Source organism: Pseudomonas fluorescens (assembly GCF_004683905.1).
Taxonomy (GTDB): Bacteria; Pseudomonadota; Gammaproteobacteria; order Pseudomonadales; family Pseudomonadaceae; genus Aquipseudomonas; species Aquipseudomonas putida_A.
The window spans coordinates 3,807,808-3,825,368 of sequence record NZ_CP038438.1 but is presented as its reverse complement, the minus strand read 5'-3'; the positions used below and the strand labels follow the sequence as shown (position 1 = coordinate 3,825,368).

Here is a 17,561-nt window from a genome sequence, read left to right as displayed (position 1 = left end):
TTAAATAAGCTCACAACCCTGAGTAACAAGGGCTACACCTAAGTCTGTGCCTCTTGTAGTCCATTGCCTCCAGGCGTGTCAGACATTGCCGCTTTTTCTACTTCAGAGTACTGGGCTGGAGGTTCACGAGATCCCCTGAAGCGACCGGGTTACGGCACAATTGCCACAAGACCGGCGATTTGCCGCCGATTCAGCTGATGCTTATCGAGTGAAATCCTGTGCAGTCCACCCGTTTGACTTTGATTTGCCACGCGCGAACCGTCGCACAGAAATTGTCGCGTTTTCCTACGAACGAGCCTGTTGAAAATTCGCCATTCGCGATCGGCGCGTTGGCCGCGAAGTTCACCGGCGCCAGTCGTTTGTTGTGCGGGCCGGAATTGCGTACGCGCCAGACTGCCGAGTGGTTCGGTGTGGCGCCGCAAGTGGACGAAGCGCTGCGCGATTGCGATTGGGGGCGCTGGCACGGGCAAGCGATCAAGGATCTGCAAGTGCACGAGGCCGAGGCCTTGCAGGCGTGGATCAATGATCCGCAGGCGGCACCGCATGGTGGCGAGTCGGTAATGCAGTTGAGCGAACGCGTGGCGGCATGGCTGACCAGTCTGCAAGGCGTATCGGGGCACATCGTCGCTGTCACCCATCCGTTTGTGGTGCGTGCGGCACTGATGCAGGTGTTACAGGGCGCGGCGTTCAACGCCATTGATGTTGAACCGTTGTCCATGGTTGAACTGCGGTTCAACGGCATCTGGCGGCTACGCTTGCCGGGTATCGATCTTGCGGGAGCACTGTAATGAAACGACTGCTGGTAATTGGCATCGGCGCCGGAAATCCCGACTACATCACGATGCAGGCGGTAAAGGCGCTGAATCAAGTCGACGTGTTCTTTCTGATGGACAAAGGCCCGAGCAAGGACAAACTGATCGATCTGCGGCGCGACATCTGTGCGCGCTACATCACCGATCCTGCGTATCGCTTCGTCGAATCCCACAGCCCCGAGCGCGCGCGCGGCGACGTGGACTACACCCGCGCGGTCGATGATCTGAATCGCGCCAAGCAAGAAACCTTCGAACAACTGATCAATGAAGAATTGGCTGACGAGCAGTGCGGCGGATTCCTCGTGTGGGGCGACCCGGCGTTGTACGACAGCACGATTCGTATCCTGCAGGCGATTCTGGTGTCAGGTCGCTGTGCTTTCGAGTTTGAAGTGATCCCCGGGATAACCAGCGTTCAGGCGTTGGCGGCGCAGCATAAAGTGCCGTTGAACAGCATTGGCCGGTCAATTGAAATCACCACTGGCCGGCGTCTGGCGGCGGGGCAGGTGAGTGACACGGACAGCCTGGTGGTGATGCTCGATGCGGAAGATTCCTACCACCATGTGGCGGATCAGCAGACAGAGATTTATTGGGGAGCCTACCTGGGCACACCGGATGAAATTCTGATCAGTGGCAAGCTCAAGGATGTGGCGGCCGAGATCGAGCGGGTGCGCAAGGCGGCGCGGGCCGAGCATGGTTGGATCATGGATACCTATCTGTTGCGTAAGCCGTAGGTTTATTGTGGCTGGACTGGCCTCTTCGCGAGCAAGCTCGCTCCCACAGGGGGGCCCATTTCAAATGTGGGAGCGAGCTTGCTCGCGAAGGGGTCATCACAGTCAACTCAAGAAATGGCCTTGACCCCACGCCCAAACCGCTCCCGATACACCGACGGCGGCACCCCGACCACGCTGCGAAACGCCACGCGAAAACTTTCCACCGAGCGATAACCGCAGTGCAGGGCAATTTGCTCGGTGTTGTGCACGCTGCTCTCCAGTAATTCCCGCGCCCGGGCCAGTCGCTCGTGTTGTAGCCACGCTTTGGGCGATTGTCCGCTGGCTTCGGTGAAACGGCGCAAAAAGGTGCGCTCGCTCATCGCCGCTTCGCTGGCCAGATCGCGCACTTCCAGCGGTTGGTGCAAGCGCTCGCGGGCCCACTGCATCACCCGCGACAAGTCGTTTCGCGGCGTCGCGCTGACCGGCGTGGGGATGAACTGTGCCTGACCGCCAGTGCGTTGCGGCGACATCACCAGACGCCGGGCCACTGAATTGGCGACCTGGGTGCCGAAGTCCCGTGCCAGCAGATGCAGGCAGGCATCGATCCCGGCGGCGCTGCCCGCCGAGGTGATCAACTGTCCGGAATCGACGTAAAGCACATCCGGATTGACCGCGATCGCCGGGTAGCGTCGCGCCAGTTCATCGGTGTAGCGCCAGTGGGTGGTCGCACCGTGGCCGTCGAGCAAGCCACTGGCGGCCAGCACAAACACCCCTGAGCAAATTGACAGCAACCGCGCACCCTGGGCGTGGGCCTGTCGCAAGGCGTCGATCAGCGCCGGCGGCACCGGGGCCTCGCGGTCGCGCCAACCGGGAATGATGATGGTGCGCGCCTGCGTCAGCAGCTCCAGGCCGCCGTCGGCCAATACGTGAATCCCGCCCATGGCGCGCATCGGCCCTTGATCGACGGCGACGATGCAGTGCTCGTACCACGGGAAATCGAATTCCGGCCGGGGCAGGCCGAAAATCTCCACGGCAATGCCGAACTCGAAGGTACAGAGGCCATCGTAGGCCAGAATCGCGACCAATCCAGGTGAGTCAGGCATTTGGCGGAAAATTCCCGGTGAGTGTCTTGCGCGCCACTGTAGCGCCAAGTGCCGGCCCGATAAAGTCTGCTCACACCCCAACAGATGAAGGAGCCACACAACATGACCAGCTTGGTTCGCGACATTCCTGCCGCACCGTCGGCGATTGCCCTGATGCACTTCAGCAACCGTCTGACCTTTGAAACCGATTGTTCTGACGTGTACGGCAGCCAGGAGGCCGGTGAAGTCGATTTTGTCCTGGTCGATGTGCGCGGGCCTTTGGCGTTCGAGCGCGGTCACGTGCCGGGCGCGATCAACATTCCGACCCGCTTGCTGACCGCCGAAGGCCTGGTGGAGTATTCGACGAGCACGTTGTTCGTGGTCTATTGCGCCGGCCCGCACTGCAACGGCGCCAACAAGGCTGCGGTGAAACTGGCGGCGTTGGGTTACCCGGTCAAGGAGATGATTGGCGGCGTGACCGGCTGGCTGGATGAGGGATTTTCGCTGAGTGTCGAACAGCCTGCCCGAGTTGTCATTGCCTGCGAATGCTGACAGGTTTTTCAGCCATTTCCTGAGCAGAATCGGAGTTTGTCCTACAGCCTTTGCACCATGTCGGCGCACCGTTGATCCCGGTCAACGCGTGCGCCGATTTTCTGTAAGTATTTGTCGCCTAAACACAATTTGCCCTGTGCGCGCCGCCATAGACTGCCGGCCACGTCGGTTTTTGCTGCTCAATGGCCATGACCGAACGCCAATCGAAAGCTGCCAATAAAAGCCTCCGCACACAGGAGTAATAAATGAAGAAGCTAGTGATGTTCGGTGCCCTGGCACTGTCGATGTTGTCCCTGACCGCTGTGGCCGAAGACGCCAAACCGATTCGTCTGGGGATCGAAGCCGCTTACCCGCCATTCTCGATGAAAACCGCTGATGGCCAACTCACCGGGTTCGACGTCGAGATCGGCGATGCCCTGTGCAAACAGATGGACGTCAAATGCGTGTGGGTCGAGCAGGAGTTCGACGGCCTGATCCCGGCACTCAAAGTGAAGAAGATCGACGCGATCCTGTCCTCGATGACCATCACTGACGACCGCAAGAAAAACGTCGATTTCACCATCAAGTACTACCACACCCCGGCGCGCTTCGTGATGAAGGAAGGCTCCGGTGTCAAAGACCCGCTGACCGAGCTCAAGGGCAAGAAAGTCGGCGTGCTGCGCGCCAGTACCCACGACCGCTATGCCACCGACATGGCCAAGGACGCCGGGTTTGAAGTGGTGCGCTATGGCTCGCAACAGGAAGCCAACCTGGATATGAAATCTGGTCGTCTTGACGCGATGCTGGCCGACTCGGTCAACCTCAGCGACGGTTTCCTGAAGACCGACGCCGGCAAAGGTTTCGAATTCGTCGGCCCGACTTACGAAGACGCCAAGTACTTCGGCGGCGGTGCCGGGATTGCCGTACGCAAGGGCGATACCGAGCTGGCCGAGAAATTCAACAAGGCCATCACCGAAATCCGCGCCAATGGCGAGTACAAGAAAGTCCAGGACAAGTACTTCGACTTTGACGTGTACGGTCATTAATACGCTGTAGAAAAAAGTGGTCCCGTTTGCGCGGTGGCCACTTTTTTTGTGCTCTGATTCATAGGAGAACCCTGTAGGAGTGAGCCTGCTCGCGATAGCGGTTTAACATTCAGCCGCTTTAGTGCCTGACACACCGCTATCGCGAGCAGGCTCACTCCTACAGGGGATCTGCGTGATCCAGCCATTCAGGAGTTTTCCCATGCAACGCATCGACCATGTCCTGCCCTGGAGCCATCTGGGCAGCGAACGTTCCCTCAGCGTCTTCCGTTACGGCGCGGGCAGCCGCAAGGTCTACATCCAGGCCAGCCTGCACGCCGACGAACTGCCGGGGATGCGCACCGCGTGGGAACTCAAGCAACGCCTCAACGCGCTGGAACAGCAGGGCCGTCTGCAAGGCGTGATCGAGCTGGTACCGGTGGCCAACCCGATTGGCCTCGACCAGCATCTGCAAGGCAGCCACATGGGGCGCTTCGAGTTGGGCAGCGGGAAGAATTTCAACCGCGCGTTTGTTGAACTCAGTGCGCCGGTGGCGGCGCGAATCGGTGAGCAACTGGGCAGCGACGCCGAGGCCAACATCGCGCTGATCCGCCAGACCATGGGCCAGGTGCTCGATGAGTTGCCAGCCCCGGCCTCGCAACTGGAAGCGCTGCACCGCTTGCTGCTGCGCCATGCCTGCGACGCCGACATCACCCTCGATCTGCATTGCGATTTCGACGCGGCGATTCACATTTACGCATTGCCGCAACACTGGCCGCGCTGGCAATCGCTGGCGGCGCGACTGAAGGCCGGCGTGGCCTTGTTGTGCGAAGACTCCGGTGGCAGTTCGTTCGATGAGTCGTGCTCATCGCCGTGGCTGCGTCTGGCCCGAGCGTTTCCGAGTGCGGCGATTCCCCCGGCGAACCTCGCCACCACCCTTGAACTGGGCAGCATGGGCGACACGCGGGTCGATCAGGCGCAGGCCAATTGTGAAGCGATTCTCGGCTTTCTCGCCGAGCAGGGTTTCATCAGCGGCGAATGGCCGGCGGCGCCGAGCGAATGCTGCGAAGGCATGCCGTTCGAAGGCACCGAATACCTGTTCGCGCCGCACCATGGCGTGGTCAGTTTCCTGCGCAATGCCGGGGAGTGGGTCGAGCAGGGCGATGCGCTGTTCGAAGTGGTGGATCCGTTGAATGACCGCCTCACCACCGTCCGCGCCGGCACCAGCGGCGTGCTGTTTGCGATTGATCGTGGGCGCTACACCCAGCCGGGGATCTGGCAGGCCAAGGTGGCGGGGCGTGAGCCGATTCGGGTGGGCAAGCTGATCAACGACTGACAGATTTCCTTGGATTTTCCGGCCTCATCGCGAGCAGGCTCACTCCTACATTTGGCATGCGTTGTCCCTGTAGGAGTGAGCCTGCTCGCGATAGCGGTCTCGCCAGCACCACAATCTTCAGAGAGTGTTAGGCTCACCGACGAACCCGACACTCTGTGAAGGAAGGCTCTATGTTGAAGGCGTTTGCCCTGTTAACCCTGCTGGCGTCCAGCGCCGTCCACGCGCAAACCACGCTGCAAAGCGACTTGCCACTGAAATACATCGAACAGGTCCACCCAGACGCGAACACCCGGCCGCTGGTGATTTTTCTGCACGGTTACGGCAGTAACGAAGCCGATCTGATAGGCATGAAATTTCAGCTGCCGGCGCAGTACAACTACCTTTCGGTGCAGGCGCCGCTGGCGTTGGGCGAAGGGCGTTTCCAGTGGTTTCGCAAGAAAGGCGAAGGGGCCTACAACGGTGAGACCGATGATCTGAAGGCCAGCGGTCAGAAACTGCGGGAGTTTGTCGCCCAGGCGGCGAAGAAATATCACGCCAGCCCGGACAAGGTGTACCTGATCGGCTTCAGCCAGGGCGCGATGATGAGCTACGAGGTGGGCCTGCGTCCGCCCGTGGCGGTCGGCGGCATTGCAGCGTTGAGCGGACGCCTGTTGCCGGTGTTGAAAACTGAGCTAAGGACCGAGCAGCCACCGTTGCCGCTGCACATCTTCATCGGCCACGGCACCGCCGATGATCGGGTGCCGTACCGCGACGGCACCGAAGCCAATGCGCTGCTGCAAAAACTTGCCTACAAACCCGAGTTTCACGCTTATCCCGGTGTCGGCCACAGCATCAGTTCTGCCGAGCTGCGGGACTTGAACGCCTGGCTGCAGCAGCTCAATCCGTAAGGATCACTTGTCCTTGAGGATGGTTTTCACCAGCGCATCGTGACCGCTCTTGTCGCTAGCCCGGGAAATCACCTGAACCAGCGCCATGCGCTTGCCGGAGGCGGCGAGCAGGGTGGTATTGAGGGTCTGGCCGCCGCCCTGAGTGGCGGTGCTGTCGACCTGACGCACGCCGAGGCCGCTGCTTTTCTGGGTCAGGCTTTTTTCGCTGAGCTTGTTGAAGTCCGGCAGGGCCTTGCGCTGGTCATCGATGAAACTCGCCAGGCTGCCATCGAGAAATTCGTTGTCGTTGTCCTTGACGCTGGCGCCGCCGGCGATCTGGTTTTCCGCGGCGATGACCACGGTCTTGGTCGCCTGATTGGTGTACATCGTGCCCTTGGCACCGGTTGGCCCGGCCGGCAGCGGGTCGGCGGTGAAGCCTTTGGGCAGGACGAAGGTGAACTTGCCGTCGAGCATCGACACGTTGTTGGTCGAGGCCTTTTCCTTGGGCTTGGCTGCCTGGGCGTTGAGGGCGCCGAGGCCGGCGACCGCCGCCAGCAACAGGACGACGGCTTTCTTGCTGAGCAATGACATGTGAATCTCCGAGGGATGGTCGCGCCAGGGCGGCGATGATCCCACGGAGCATGCCTGGCATTCCAGCGCGGTTTGTCAGGCTGCCTCAGCCTTGAGGTTGTGGGCTTTTGGCGGGAGTCGGTCGGGCCAGCAACTTGCGGGTGACCCCGAGCATCGCCACCGACACCGCGACACCGGCGATGAATCCGCTGAGGCCGAGACTCGGCAGGGCCAGCGCCGTCACCAGGCAAAATGCCGAGAACGAGTACATGCCGGTCGCCGTCGCCCGCAGCAATGCCGCGGTAAACGCCGGGCCACGAGTCTGCTGAGAAAACACCGCCATTACACTGCCGAGCACCGGGAACACCGCGAGCAAGCCGCTCCAGCGCTCGCCCACAGTACTCGCGAGCATGGTCACCAGCAGCGTCAGCGCCGCGCCGGCAATCATCCGCCAGAGCAGTTTGTCCGACTTCGGTGCCGGGCCGTTCAGCACCGGCTGCACGTCGGGAAACAGGTACGGCGCGGCGAGCAGGGCAATCGCCGCCGCAGCGACCGAGAACGTCAGTGACGACGGAATCAGCGACAACATTAGCGCCAGCACCGCCCACACCGTCAGGGAAATCGTCAGCGCCAACGGCCAGTTCGCCCGCTGTGCCACCTGCGCGTAGGTAATGCAGAAGGCGATCATGGCGAACATCGCCGACAGCGCCGCCACCGCCGATTGCGCAGCAAACTGCGGCCCTTGTTCGATGGCGAGGAAAAACAGAATCGGCCCGACCACCACCGGCAACCCCGACAGCCAACCGGCGACGCTTGGTCCCCAGCGCTTGCCGGCGAGAGAAATCAGCAGCAGAAAAGCGGGGATCAGCAGTAATTTGAGGATCAGCACGCGGGAGGCCTCCGGGGATGGAACGGCCAAGGTAACCGATTGCTGCATTGATCGACAATTTTTGTATACAAAGTCTGTGAGTGATATCCGCTATGCTCTGAAGATCAGGGTTTAACGGAGTCGATGCCGCGATGTGCAAACCATCGAAGTTGCTGCGTGGGTGCTGTGGCATTGGCTTGTGGGCGCTGTTACTCACGCCGACCTGGGCCAATTGGCAGGACGCCGTGCCCGGCGCGCAAATCATCGGCACCGGTGATTTCAGTGTGTTCGGCTTCGACGTCTACAACGCCCGGTTGTGGAGCGCGGCACGCCCGTTGTCCACCGAACAGCCCTTCGCTCTGGAGCTGATCTATCGGCGCAAGATCTCCCGCGATGATCTGGTGCAGGCCAGCGTCGATGAAATCAAACGCCTGGCTGGCGCGGGCGTCAGTCCCGCGCAACTGGCCAGGTGGCAAGGACAAATGCAGCAATCGTTCGTCGATGTGCAGGCCGGCACGCGGATCACGGGCGTGTATCTGCCGGGGCAGGGTGCGCGGTTTTTTGTCGGTCAGCAGTTGCAGCATGAAATCGATGATCCGCAATTTGCCCGGGCATTTTTCGATATCTGGCTGGATCCGCGTACGCGCAATCCCGAACTGCGTGAGCAACTGTTGGGCATGAGCCGATAGAGTTTTTGTTCTTCAAGGCGCTGACTGAAACCTCTAAGCTGCGTCTTTCGAACTTGTTTCTGGATGTGTGCGTGAAATTCAGCTTACCCAAAATCGCCACCGCGCCGTTCTGCCCGCCGGAAGTGGCCGGCAGCGTCGCGGTGGATCCGAGCGCTTCGTTCTTCAAACGCGTGCTGCGTTTTGCCGGGCCTGGCTTGCTGGTGTCGATCGGCTACATGGACCCGGGCAACTGGGCGACCGCCATCGAGGCCGGTTCGCGTTTTGGTTACAGCCTGCTGTTCGTGGTGTTGCTCGCAAGTCTGGCGGGAATGGTCGTGCAGTGCCTGTGCTCGCGTCTGGGCATCGCCACCGGTCGCGATCTGGCGCAATTGTCCCGCGAGCGCTACAGCACCCCGACCGCGCGCCTGCAATGGGTGCTGGCGGAAATCTCGATCATCGCCACTGATCTGGCCGAAGTGCTCGGCTGCGCCCTGGCGTTTCACTTGTTGCTTGGCTGTTCGCTGACCTTCGGCATTGCCCTGACCGCCTTCGACACGCTGCTGGTGCTGGCCTTGCAGAACCGTGGCTTCCGTCGGCTGGAGGCGATCATGCTGGTGCTGGTGGCGACCATCGGCGTGTGTTTCTTCGTTGAACTGGTGCTGATCAAACCCTACTGGCCGGATGTGTTCGCCGGTTTCAAACCGTCGCTCTCGGCGATCAGCGATGCCGCACCGCTGTATCTGGCGATCGGTATTCTCGGCGCGACGGTGATGCCGCATAACCTCTACCTGCACAGTTCGATCGTGCAGACGCGGATGATCGGCAAGGACCTGGCCAGCAAGCAGGACGCGGTCAACCTGGCGCGCATCGACACTATCGGCTCGCTGGCGCTGGCGCTGCTGGTCAACGCGGCGATCCTGATTCTGGCGGCGGCTGCGTTTCACCAGTCCGGGCATACCGACGTGGTCGACATTCAGGACGCCTACCACCTGCTCGACCCGCTGGTCGGCGGCGCACTGGCCAGTGTGTTGTTCGGCGTGGCGTTGCTGGCGTCGGGGCAGAGCTCGACGTTCACCGGGACCATCGCCGGACAGGTGATCATGGAGGGTTATCTGAACCTGCGGATTCCCTGCTGGCAGCGGCGTTTGATCACCCGTGGGCTGGCGCTGATCCCGGCGTTCATCGGCGTGTGGCTGATGGGGGATAACGCGGTGGGCAAGTTGCTGGTGCTGAGTCAGGTGGTGTTGAGCCTGCAGCTGCCGTTTGCGCTGTACCCGCTGATTCGCATGACCAGCGACAAGCAACTGATGGGGCCGTTTGTGAACCGGCTGCCGACCCGGGTGCTGGCGTGGGGATTGTTTGTGGTGATCAGTGGCGCGAATGCCTGGTTGATTCTGCAGATGGTGGTGTGACTTTCAAAGCACCCTGTGGCGAGGGGATTTATCCCCGATCCAGTGCGAAGCGCTGGCAAAGATGTGTGTCGAGGCGAAAAATTCTGGGGCTGCTGCGCATCCCATCGGGGATAAATCCCCTCGCCACAAAAGCGGTGAAACCAGACAGCGAGCGGATGTCGTGGATCCGTCCGCCGCCTGTATTGCTCCTTTGGGTTAACCGCGTTCCAGCGCCAGCGCCACACCCTGACCGCCGCCGATGCACAGGGTCGCCAGACCTTTTTTCGCATCACGCTTGATCATTTCGTGCAGCAGGGTCACCAGCACGCGGCAGCCCGACGCACCGATCGGGTGACCGAGGGCGATGGCGCCGCCGTTGACGTTGACCTTGTCCAGATCCCATTGCAGATCCTTGGCCACTGCCAGCGATTGCGCAGCGAAAGCTTCGTTGGCCTCGATCAGGTCCAGTTGGCCGATGTTCCAGCCCGCCTTGTCCAGGCAGCGACGGGTGGCCGAGACCGGGCCGATGCCCATGATCGCCGGGTCAACACCGGCGTTGGCATACGCGGCGATTTTTGCCAGTACCGGCAGGCCCAGGGCGTTGGCTTTCTCGGCGCTCATCAGGATGACTGCGGCGGCGCCATCGTTCAGCGACGAAGCGTTGCCGGCGGTGACACTGCCGTCCTTCTTGAACGCCGGACGCAGTTTCGCCAGCGATTCGGCGGTGGTGTCGCCACGTGGTTGTTCGTCGACCTTGAACGCGACCGGGTCACCTTTGCGCTGCGGGATCAGGATCGGGGTGATCTCATCGACAAAGCGTCCGGCCTCAATGGCCGCAGCGGCTTTGCTCTGCGAGGCGGCGGCGAAGGCGTCCTGCTGTTCGCGGCTGATCTCATATTTATCGACCAGATTCTCGGCAGTGATGCCCATGTGGTAATCGTTGAACGCATCCCACAGGCCATCGCTGATCATGGTGTCGACGATTTGCGCGTGACCCATGCGCAGGCCGGTGCGTGCGCCCGGCATCACATAGTTGGACAGGCTCATGTTCTCCTGACCGCCGGCGATGATCACCTCGGCATCGCCGCAACGGATCGCTTGTGCGCCCAGGTGCAGGGCTTTCAGTCCCGAGCCGCAAACCTTGTTCAGGGTCATGGCCGGCACGGCGTGGGGCAGGCCGGCCTTGATCGCGGCCTGACGCGCCGGGTTCTGGCCGGCGCCGGCCGTCAGCACTTGGCCCATGATCACTTCATCGACCTGTGCACCGTCCAGGCCGGTCTGCTCGAGCAACTGGCGAATCACCGCAGCGCCCAGATCAACGGCGGACACCGAGGCCAGCGAACCCTGGAAACTGCCGATCGCGGTGCGGGTGGCGGCAACAATTACGACGTCTTGCATTTTCGAATTCCTCACTGGGCAGCGAACTGCATTTCCGGTACGTGATCCGGGACGATCAGTTTACCAGCGGTTTTGGCGACGATTTCCTCGACGCTGACGCCAGGTGCGCGTTCCTTGAGGACAAAAGCGCCATTTTCGATTTCCAGATAGGCGAGGTCGGTCAGTACGCGCTTGATGCAGCCGGCGCCGGTCAGCGGCAGGCTGCACCTGGCCAACAGTTTGGACTCACCGTCCTTGGAGGCGTGGGTCATGATCACGATGATGTTGTCGGCACCGGCCACCAGATCCATCGCGCCGCCCATGCCCTTGACCAGTTTGCCGGGAATCATCCACGAGGCGATGTTGCCTTCGACGTCGACTTCGAACGCGCCGAGTACGGTCAGGTCGACATGCCCGCCGCGGATCATCGCGAAGGATTCGGCGGAGTTGAAAATCGATGCGCCGATGCGCGCGGTCACGGTCTGTTTGCCGGCGTTGATCATGTCGGCATCAATGGTGTCTTCCGTCGGAAACGGGCCCATGCCGAGCAGGCCGTTTTCCGATTGCAGCATGACTTCCATGCCGTCGGGAATGTAGTTGGCGACCAGGGTCGGAATGCCGATGCCGAGGTTCACGTAGTAGCCGTCCTGCATTTCGCGGGCGACGCGCTGAGCCATTTGTTCGCGGGTAAGTGCCATGTTTTTATTCTCCGTCAGCCTGAATTATTTGCGGATGGTGCGCTGTTCGATGCGCTTTTCGAACGTGCCGCAAATGACCCGGTCGACGTAGATGCCGGGGGTATGGATCTGCGACGGATCCAGCTCGCCGGGCTCGACGATTTCTTCGACTTCGACCACGGTGATCTTGCCGGCGGTGGCCGCCAGCGGGTTGAAGTTCTGCGCGGTGTGACGGTAGACGACGTTACCGAAATGGTCGGCTTTCCAGCCTTTGACGATGGCGAAGTCGCCGGTGATGGACTCTTCCATCAGGTACTTGCGCCCGTTGAATTCGCGCACTTCCTTGCCTTCGGCGACCGGGGTGCCGACGCCGGTGGCGGTGAAGAAGGCCGGGATGCCGGCGCCGCCTGCGCGCATTTTCTCGGCGAGGGTGCCTTGCGGGGTCAGGATGACTTCGATGTCGCCCTTGAGCAGTTGCTCTTCGAACAGTTTGTTTTCGCCGACGTAGGAGGCAATCACCTTGCTGATCTGGCGGTCGGTCAGCAGCACACCGAGGCCGAAACCGTCGACGCCACAGTTATTGGAAACCACGGTGAGGTCGCGGGTGCCCTTGCGCTTGATCTCGGCGATCAGGTTTTCCGGGATGCCGCACAGGCCGAAGCCGCCGGCGATCACGGTCATGCCGTCTTCAAGACCGGCCAGAGCTTCCTCGTAGGAACTCACGCGCTTGTCGAAACCTGCCATATGCACCTCTTTTATTGTTTGTCGGGCGGCTGGCTAGCCGAATGACTGGAGTGTCTCGCTGAGAGATATATTTGTTAAGTTGATTTTTAAGGTTGATTGATTGATAAAGTTAAACAATTGACTGATTGCAGATACGGAAGCATAGCGCTCATGACCATCAAACAGATCCGCGCCTTTCTCGCCGTGGCTCAGAGCCTGAGCTTCGCCGTGGCCTGTGAGCGCTTGCACCTGTCGCAATCGGCTCTGAGCCTGACCATCAAGGCGCTGGAAGAGGGGCTGGGCGGGCGGCTGTTCAGCCGCAACACGCGCAATGTGGCGCTGACCGCCGAGGGCGAATCGCTGCTGCCGCTGGCCCGGCGCCTGATTGCCGACTGGGACAACGCCGAAGACGAAATGCGCCAGCGCTTCAGCCTGCAACGCGGGCGGGTGACGCTGGCGGCCATGCCGTCGTTTGCCGGCAACCTGCTGCCGCCGATCCTCAAGACCTTTCGCGCGCGCTATCCGAACGTCAACGTCACGGTCAACGACGTGATCAACGAGCAAGTGCTGGAAATGGTCCGCGACCGGCAGGTGGAGCTGGGCGTGGCGTTCGAGCCGATGCAGAACACCTCGCTGACGTTCACCCCGCTGTACATCGATCGCTTCGTCGCAGTGGTGCCGCAGGATTCCGCGCTGGCCGGGCGCACAGAGATCGACTGGCAGACCCTGCTGCAGGAACCGTTCATCACCCTGCAACGGCCGTCGACGGTGCGGGTGATGCTCGAAGAGCACTTGCAGGCCCGGGGCATGAAACTGCCGGTGGAATTCGAGAGTCATCAACTGGCAACCGTCGGGCGCATGGTCGCTAGCGGATTGGGGGTGAGTGCGGTGCCGGCGTTGTGCGCCGAGCAGATGCTCGAACTGGGCGCGCATTGCCTGACGTTGAATGATTCAGTGGAGCGGGCGATTGGTGTGCTGACGGAGCCGGGCAATGAGCTGTCGGCAGCGGCGCAGGCACTGTTCGATATTCTCAAAGCCGAACATTGATCCTGTGGGAGCGGGCTTGCTCGCGAAGGCGGGGTATCAGTCGAGGAAAGTCTTGGCTGAAAGGACGCTATCGCGAGCAGGCTCGCTTGTATGTTTAGACTTGAAGGGGTGGGCGGGACTACAGACTCGATTCTGACTCTGACCAGTACAGACCGTGGGAGACTTCTCGTCCCGCCCCTTCTACCCAAAGCGCCAATAAGGAATTCATCGGTAAACCGACGACAGAGACAAGCCAGCGCAACGGTAGACCCCAACAAGCTCTTAAACCCTAGCTCCGAGGATTCGTCATGACAATCCTTACTTCGCAGACGGTTGTTGGTATCGATATCGCCAAGGCCGAAATCGTTGTCTATCGCGCCGACCTGGAAACCATTGAAGCGGTCAAGAATGATCGTGCCGCCCTCAAACGTTGGCTCAAAACTCTGCCCGCGCAAAGCGCTATCGCTGTCGAAGCCACCAATATCTACCATTTGGAGACTGTTGATCTGGCTCATGCGATGGGACATCAGGTCTATGTGGTGGATGCTTATCGAGTCAGCCACTATCGTCGCGGTGTCGGTCAGCGAGCCAAAAATGATCCCTGCGATGCACGCGTGCTCGCACGCTATCTGACGAATGAACAAAGCAAACTGCGGCTTTGGAACCCGCCTCCTAAAGCCTACACCGTACTGAAAAGCTTGCTGCACAGACGCGCGACGCTGATTCAGAACCATACGGGTCTGATGTTGAGCTGGGCCGACGAACCCTTGCTGAAGAAAGAACGTACGGCTCAGCAAAAGGCATTCGAGCGATCCGACAAGGTCATTCAAAACCTGCTGCGCAAAGTCAGCAAAGAGGCCGGTATTGATGACAATATTGGCCGCTGCAAAGCAATCGAGGGCGTGGGAGAGCTGACTGCAACGGGGTTGGCAACGACCTATATGCGCGGTGACTTTGCCAACAGCGACGCGTTCATCGCGTTTTTGGGTATGGATCTGACGGTGGACGATTCGGGGAAAAAGAACGGCCCGAGGTTCCTGAGCAAAAAAGGAGATCCGGAGATCCGTCGACTAGCCTACAACGCCGCAATGGCGGCGTGTCGCTCAACCAAGTGGAAGCCTTTTTACGAGTCTTACCTGGCCAGAGGCTTCTCGAAAACACAGGCATTGGTAGCTCTTGCTCGCAAGCTCTGCCGAGTGGCATTCACCCTGATGAAGAATCAGGGCGAATACCGATCAGTTTGAGATTCTAGGGTTGCTGAGCAACATAGAATCTCCTACAGGGGATTTCGCGAGTCAGGAAGTCAAGCGTTGCACCAGCAACGGCAGCAGTTGTTCGCATGACGCCTCGATCTTCAGATCCAGCAGATCATCGGCGCGGGTCTTGCCCAGATTGATCGCCAGCAACGGCTTGCCCCGATCAGCAATCACCCGGCACAGACGAAACGCCGAATAGGCCATCAGCGACGAACCCACCACCAGCAATCCCGCGGCATTTTCTGCCGCTGCCATGGCCCGCGCCGCCGTCGGCTGCGCCACGTTTTCACCGAAAAACACCACGTCCGGCTTCATCCGTTCACCGGCGCAATACGGGCATTGTGGCGTCTGAAAACGTGCTTCGAAGGCCGGATCGAGCAGGGTATCGCCGTCCGGCGCCTGCACCGCGTCGACCCCGGCCAGATACGGATTCTGCTCGACCATCCGCTGCTGAATGTCGTCACGCGCGCTGCGCTGGCCGCAATCCAGGCACAACACCCGGTGCAGGCTGCCATGCAGTTCGATCACGTCCTCCTACAGGGGATTTCGCGAGTCAGGAAGTCAAGCGTTGCACCAGCAACGGCAGCAGTTGTTCGCATGACGCCTCGATCTTCAGATCCAGCAGATCATCGGCGCGGGTCTTGCCCAGATTGATCGCCAGCAACGGCTTGCCCCGATCAGCAATCACCCGGCACAGACGAAACGCCGAATAGGCCATCAGCGACGAACCCACCACCAGCAATCCCGCGGCATTTTCTGCCGCTGCCATGGCCCGCGCCGCCGTCGGCTGCGCCACGTTTTCACCGAAAAACACCACGTCCGGCTTCATCCGTTCACCGGCGCAATACGGGCATTGTGGCGTCTGAAAACGTGCTTCGAAGGCCGGATCGAGCAGGGTATCGCCGTCCGGCGCCTGCACCGCGTCGACCCCGGCCAGATACGGATTCTGCTCGACCATCCGCTGCTGAATGTCGTCACGCGCGCTGCGCTGGCCGCAATCCAGGCACAACACCCGGTGCAGGCTGCCATGCAGTTCGATCACGTCCTGACTTCCAGCCTGATCGTGCAGGGTGTCGACGTTCTGCGTGATCAAGGCGCTGATCAGACCCCGGCGCTGCAAATCGGCCAGCGCCTGATGCGCGGCATTGGGCCGCGCCTGACGCACCCGCGGCCAGCCAAGCATGGCCCGCGCCCAGTAGCGGCGACGGGATTCCGGAGCGGCGAGAAATTCCTGATACATCATCGGCTGCCGGCCCCGGCGTACACCCTCACTGTCGCGGTAATCCGGGATGCCCGACGGCGTGCTGATGCCCGCGCCGGTCAGCACCACAAAGCCGCCATCGGCCATGGCCTGGTGCAGGGTGTCGAGGTGTTCGCGGGTCGGGCTGTCGAGCATGGTCAGCACTCCGGGGAGGACGATGCCCGCAGGTTAGCATTAACCGTGTGGCGAGGGAGCTTGCTCCCGCTGGACTGCGCAGCAGGCCTGTTTTGGGCTTGCTTTGCAATCCGACGGGAGCAAGCTCCCTAGCCACAGGTGATAGCGGTGATTTATTTGCGCGCCTCCAGAATCAGATTGAACGGCGTCTGCGTCGCCCGGCGAAAATGCTTGAACCCGGCCTCGGTAAACACCTTGCGCAAGCGCATTTCACCGGCCTGCGCACCCAGCCCCAGGCCAACTTCCTGGGACAGCGAATTCGGCGTGCAGATAAAGGTCGAGGCCGCGTAAAACAGGCGTCCGACCGGGTTGATGTTGTCGTCCAGCGCGTCGTTGGCAAACGGCTCGACCAGCAGCACCGTGCCGTCCTTCTTCAATGATTCGAACGCATGCCGTGCGGCGCCGACCGGGTCGCCCATGTCGTGCAGACAGTCGAAATAGCAGATCAGGTCGTAGTCGTCGCCGGGGTAGCTTTTGGCGGTGTTCTGGAAGAATTTTGCCCGGCTGCTGACGCCGCCTTCTTCGGCGCGCTGCGTGGCAACCGTGATCGACGGCGCGTGATAATCGAAACCGACGAAGCGCGAGTTGGGAAACGCCTGGGCCATGATCACCGTCGAGGCGCCGTGGCCGCAGCCGATGTCGGCGACTTTGGCGCCTGCTTCGAGTTTGGCGACCACGCCGTCCAGCGCCGGCAGCCATTCAGCGATCAAGTGACCTTTGTAGCCGGGGCGAAAGAAGCGTTCGGTGCCGCTGAACATGCACGGATGGTGATCGCCCCAGGGCAGGGCGCCATTGCCGCGCATGGCTTTGACCAGTTTGTCCTTGTCGTGGAAAAACGAGGCCACCACACCGAGTCCGCCGGCGACGTACACCGGCGAGTCTTCCACGGCCAGTGCCAGCGCCTGCTCTTCCGGCAACCGAAACTGGCCATCGTGATGCTCCATATAGCCGGACGCGACATGCGCGCTGAGCCATTCGCGTACCAGACGCGGGTTGCAGGTGGTTTTTTCGGCGAGGGCTTGCGGGGTGACCGGCTGACTGTCGGCCATCGCCCGGTACAGCCCGAGTTCTTCGCCAACGATGACGTTCGCCAGCATCGCGGCGCCGCCCATGTCGTTGACCAGTTTGCCCATGAAGGCGTTGAGTCGTGTTTCGTCCATCACGAGTGCTCCTGATACAGGATCACCGTCCGGTGGCAAAACGTTGTCGAG

The 17,561-nt window shown here is 61.0% G+C and carries 18 protein-coding genes and 1 pseudogene; 10 read left to right on the top strand and 9 right to left on the bottom strand.

Features of this window, described 5'->3' with window-relative positions; genetic code table 11:
* Positions 1–218 precede the first annotated feature (218 nt).
* Both E4T63_RS17525 and cobF read left to right on the top strand, forming a co-directional pair.
* Complete coding sequence (locus E4T63_RS17525) at positions 219–788, top strand: histidine phosphatase family protein (RefSeq protein ID WP_135296143.1); 570 nt, start codon at positions 219–221, stop codon at positions 786–788.
* The gene (gene cobF / locus E4T63_RS17520) at positions 788–1,543 is read left to right on the top strand and encodes a precorrin-6A synthase (deacetylating) (protein WP_135296142.1); all 756 of its coding nucleotides are present in this window, start codon (positions 788–790) and stop codon (positions 1,541–1,543) included. The genes E4T63_RS17525 and cobF overlap by 1 nt, the downstream gene beginning before the upstream one ends.
* A gap of 107 nt (positions 1,544–1,650) precedes the next feature.
* Here the strand turns inward: cobF and ftrA are convergent, their stop codons facing one another.
* The gene (gene ftrA / locus E4T63_RS17515; RefSeq protein WP_135296141.1) at positions 1,651–2,625 is read right to left on the bottom strand and encodes a transcriptional regulator FtrA; all 975 of its coding nucleotides are present in this window, start codon (positions 2,623–2,625) and stop codon (positions 1,651–1,653) included.
* A 102-nt stretch (positions 2,626–2,727) separates the two neighbouring features.
* Here ftrA and E4T63_RS17510 point away from each other — a divergent pair, with 102 nt between their 5' ends.
* The 4 genes from E4T63_RS17510 to E4T63_RS17490 all read left to right on the top strand — a co-directional run bounded on the left by E4T63_RS17510 (position 2,728) and on the right by E4T63_RS17490 (position 6,380).
* Positions 2,728–3,156, top strand: coding sequence for a rhodanese-like domain-containing protein (locus E4T63_RS17510; RefSeq protein ID WP_135296140.1), 429 nt, complete (start codon positions 2,728–2,730; stop codon positions 3,154–3,156).
* A 245-nt stretch (positions 3,157–3,401) separates the two neighbouring features.
* Positions 3,402–4,181 (top strand): ABC transporter substrate-binding protein, encoded by a 780-nt coding sequence (locus E4T63_RS17505; RefSeq protein WP_135296139.1) that lies wholly within the window; start codon positions 3,402–3,404, stop codon positions 4,179–4,181.
* A 199-nt stretch (positions 4,182–4,380) separates the two neighbouring features.
* A complete protein-coding gene (locus E4T63_RS17495; RefSeq protein ID WP_115989444.1) occupies positions 4,381–5,493 on the top strand; it encodes a M14 family metallopeptidase in 1,113 nt (370 codons plus the stop codon).
* Between the two features lie 170 nt (positions 5,494–5,663).
* Positions 5,664–6,380 carry an alpha/beta hydrolase gene (locus E4T63_RS17490; RefSeq protein ID WP_135296138.1) on the top strand — a complete coding sequence of 239 codons (717 nt, stop codon included), beginning with the start codon at positions 5,664–5,666 and terminating at the stop codon, positions 6,378–6,380.
* Positions 6,381–6,383: 3 nt separating this feature from the next.
* Here the strand turns inward: E4T63_RS17490 and E4T63_RS17485 are convergent, their stop codons facing one another.
* Complete coding sequence (locus tag E4T63_RS17485; protein WP_086792572.1) at positions 6,384–6,950, bottom strand: hypothetical protein; 567 nt, start codon at positions 6,948–6,950, stop codon at positions 6,384–6,386.
* Between the two features lie 85 nt (positions 6,951–7,035).
* Positions 7,036–7,818 carry a hypothetical protein gene (locus tag E4T63_RS17480; RefSeq protein WP_135296137.1) on the bottom strand — a complete coding sequence of 261 codons (783 nt, stop codon included), beginning with the start codon at positions 7,816–7,818 and terminating at the stop codon, positions 7,036–7,038.
* A gap of 131 nt (positions 7,819–7,949) precedes the next feature.
* On the opposite strand from E4T63_RS17480, the gene E4T63_RS17475 reads away from it, so the two are divergent.
* Both E4T63_RS17475 and E4T63_RS17470 read left to right on the top strand, forming a co-directional pair.
* On the top strand, positions 7,950–8,486 hold the full coding sequence (locus tag E4T63_RS17475; RefSeq protein ID WP_135296136.1) for a chalcone isomerase family protein: 537 nt from the start codon (positions 7,950–7,952) through the stop codon (positions 8,484–8,486).
* Positions 8,487–8,608: 122 nt separating this feature from the next.
* The gene (locus tag E4T63_RS17470) at positions 8,609–9,877 is read left to right on the top strand and encodes an Nramp family divalent metal transporter (RefSeq protein WP_245223466.1); all 1,269 of its coding nucleotides are present in this window, start codon (positions 8,609–8,611) and stop codon (positions 9,875–9,877) included.
* A gap of 195 nt (positions 9,878–10,072) precedes the next feature.
* On the opposite strand, the gene E4T63_RS17465 is transcribed toward E4T63_RS17470, so the two are convergent.
* From E4T63_RS17465 to E4T63_RS17455, 3 genes are read right to left on the bottom strand one after another with little or no spacing between them, the layout of a single operon-like run.
* Positions 10,073–11,254, bottom strand: a complete 1,182-nt coding sequence (locus tag E4T63_RS17465; RefSeq protein WP_135296134.1) for an acetyl-CoA C-acetyltransferase — start codon at positions 11,252–11,254, stop codon at positions 10,073–10,075.
* Between the two features lie 11 nt (positions 11,255–11,265).
* Complete coding sequence (locus tag E4T63_RS17460) at positions 11,266–11,931, bottom strand: CoA transferase subunit B (protein ID WP_027611653.1); 666 nt, start codon at positions 11,929–11,931, stop codon at positions 11,266–11,268.
* 24 nt (positions 11,932–11,955) lie between these two features.
* On the bottom strand, positions 11,956–12,654 hold the full coding sequence (locus tag E4T63_RS17455; protein ID WP_098964529.1) for a CoA transferase subunit A: 699 nt from the start codon (positions 12,652–12,654) through the stop codon (positions 11,956–11,958).
* Between the two features lie 150 nt (positions 12,655–12,804).
* On the opposite strand from E4T63_RS17455, the gene E4T63_RS17450 reads away from it, so the two are divergent.
* Together E4T63_RS17450 and E4T63_RS17440 are read left to right on the top strand one after the other, a co-directional pair.
* Positions 12,805–13,680 (top strand): LysR family transcriptional regulator, encoded by an 876-nt coding sequence (locus E4T63_RS17450; protein ID WP_096796496.1) that lies wholly within the window; start codon positions 12,805–12,807, stop codon positions 13,678–13,680.
* Positions 13,681–13,967: 287 nt separating this feature from the next.
* Entirely contained in the window at positions 13,968–14,903 is a 936-nt protein-coding gene (locus tag E4T63_RS17440) for an IS110 family transposase (protein ID WP_135295914.1), read from the top strand.
* Positions 14,904–14,954: 51 nt separating this feature from the next.
* Here the strand turns inward: E4T63_RS17440 and E4T63_RS17435 are convergent.
* The 3 genes and pseudogenes from E4T63_RS17435 to E4T63_RS17425 form a co-directional block, all read right to left on the bottom strand.
* A pseudogene (locus E4T63_RS17435) lies at positions 14,955–15,446 on the bottom strand (Sir2 family NAD-dependent protein deacetylase); the annotation flags it as partial.
* A 22-nt stretch (positions 15,447–15,468) separates the two neighbouring features.
* The gene (locus tag E4T63_RS17430; RefSeq protein WP_027611655.1) at positions 15,469–16,311 is read right to left on the bottom strand and encodes an NAD-dependent protein deacetylase; all 843 of its coding nucleotides are present in this window, start codon (positions 16,309–16,311) and stop codon (positions 15,469–15,471) included.
* 152 nt (positions 16,312–16,463) lie between these two features.
* A complete protein-coding gene (locus E4T63_RS17425; protein ID WP_098964523.1) occupies positions 16,464–17,510 on the bottom strand; it encodes a class I SAM-dependent methyltransferase in 1,047 nt (348 codons plus the stop codon).
* Positions 17,511–17,561: the final 51 nt, after the last annotated feature.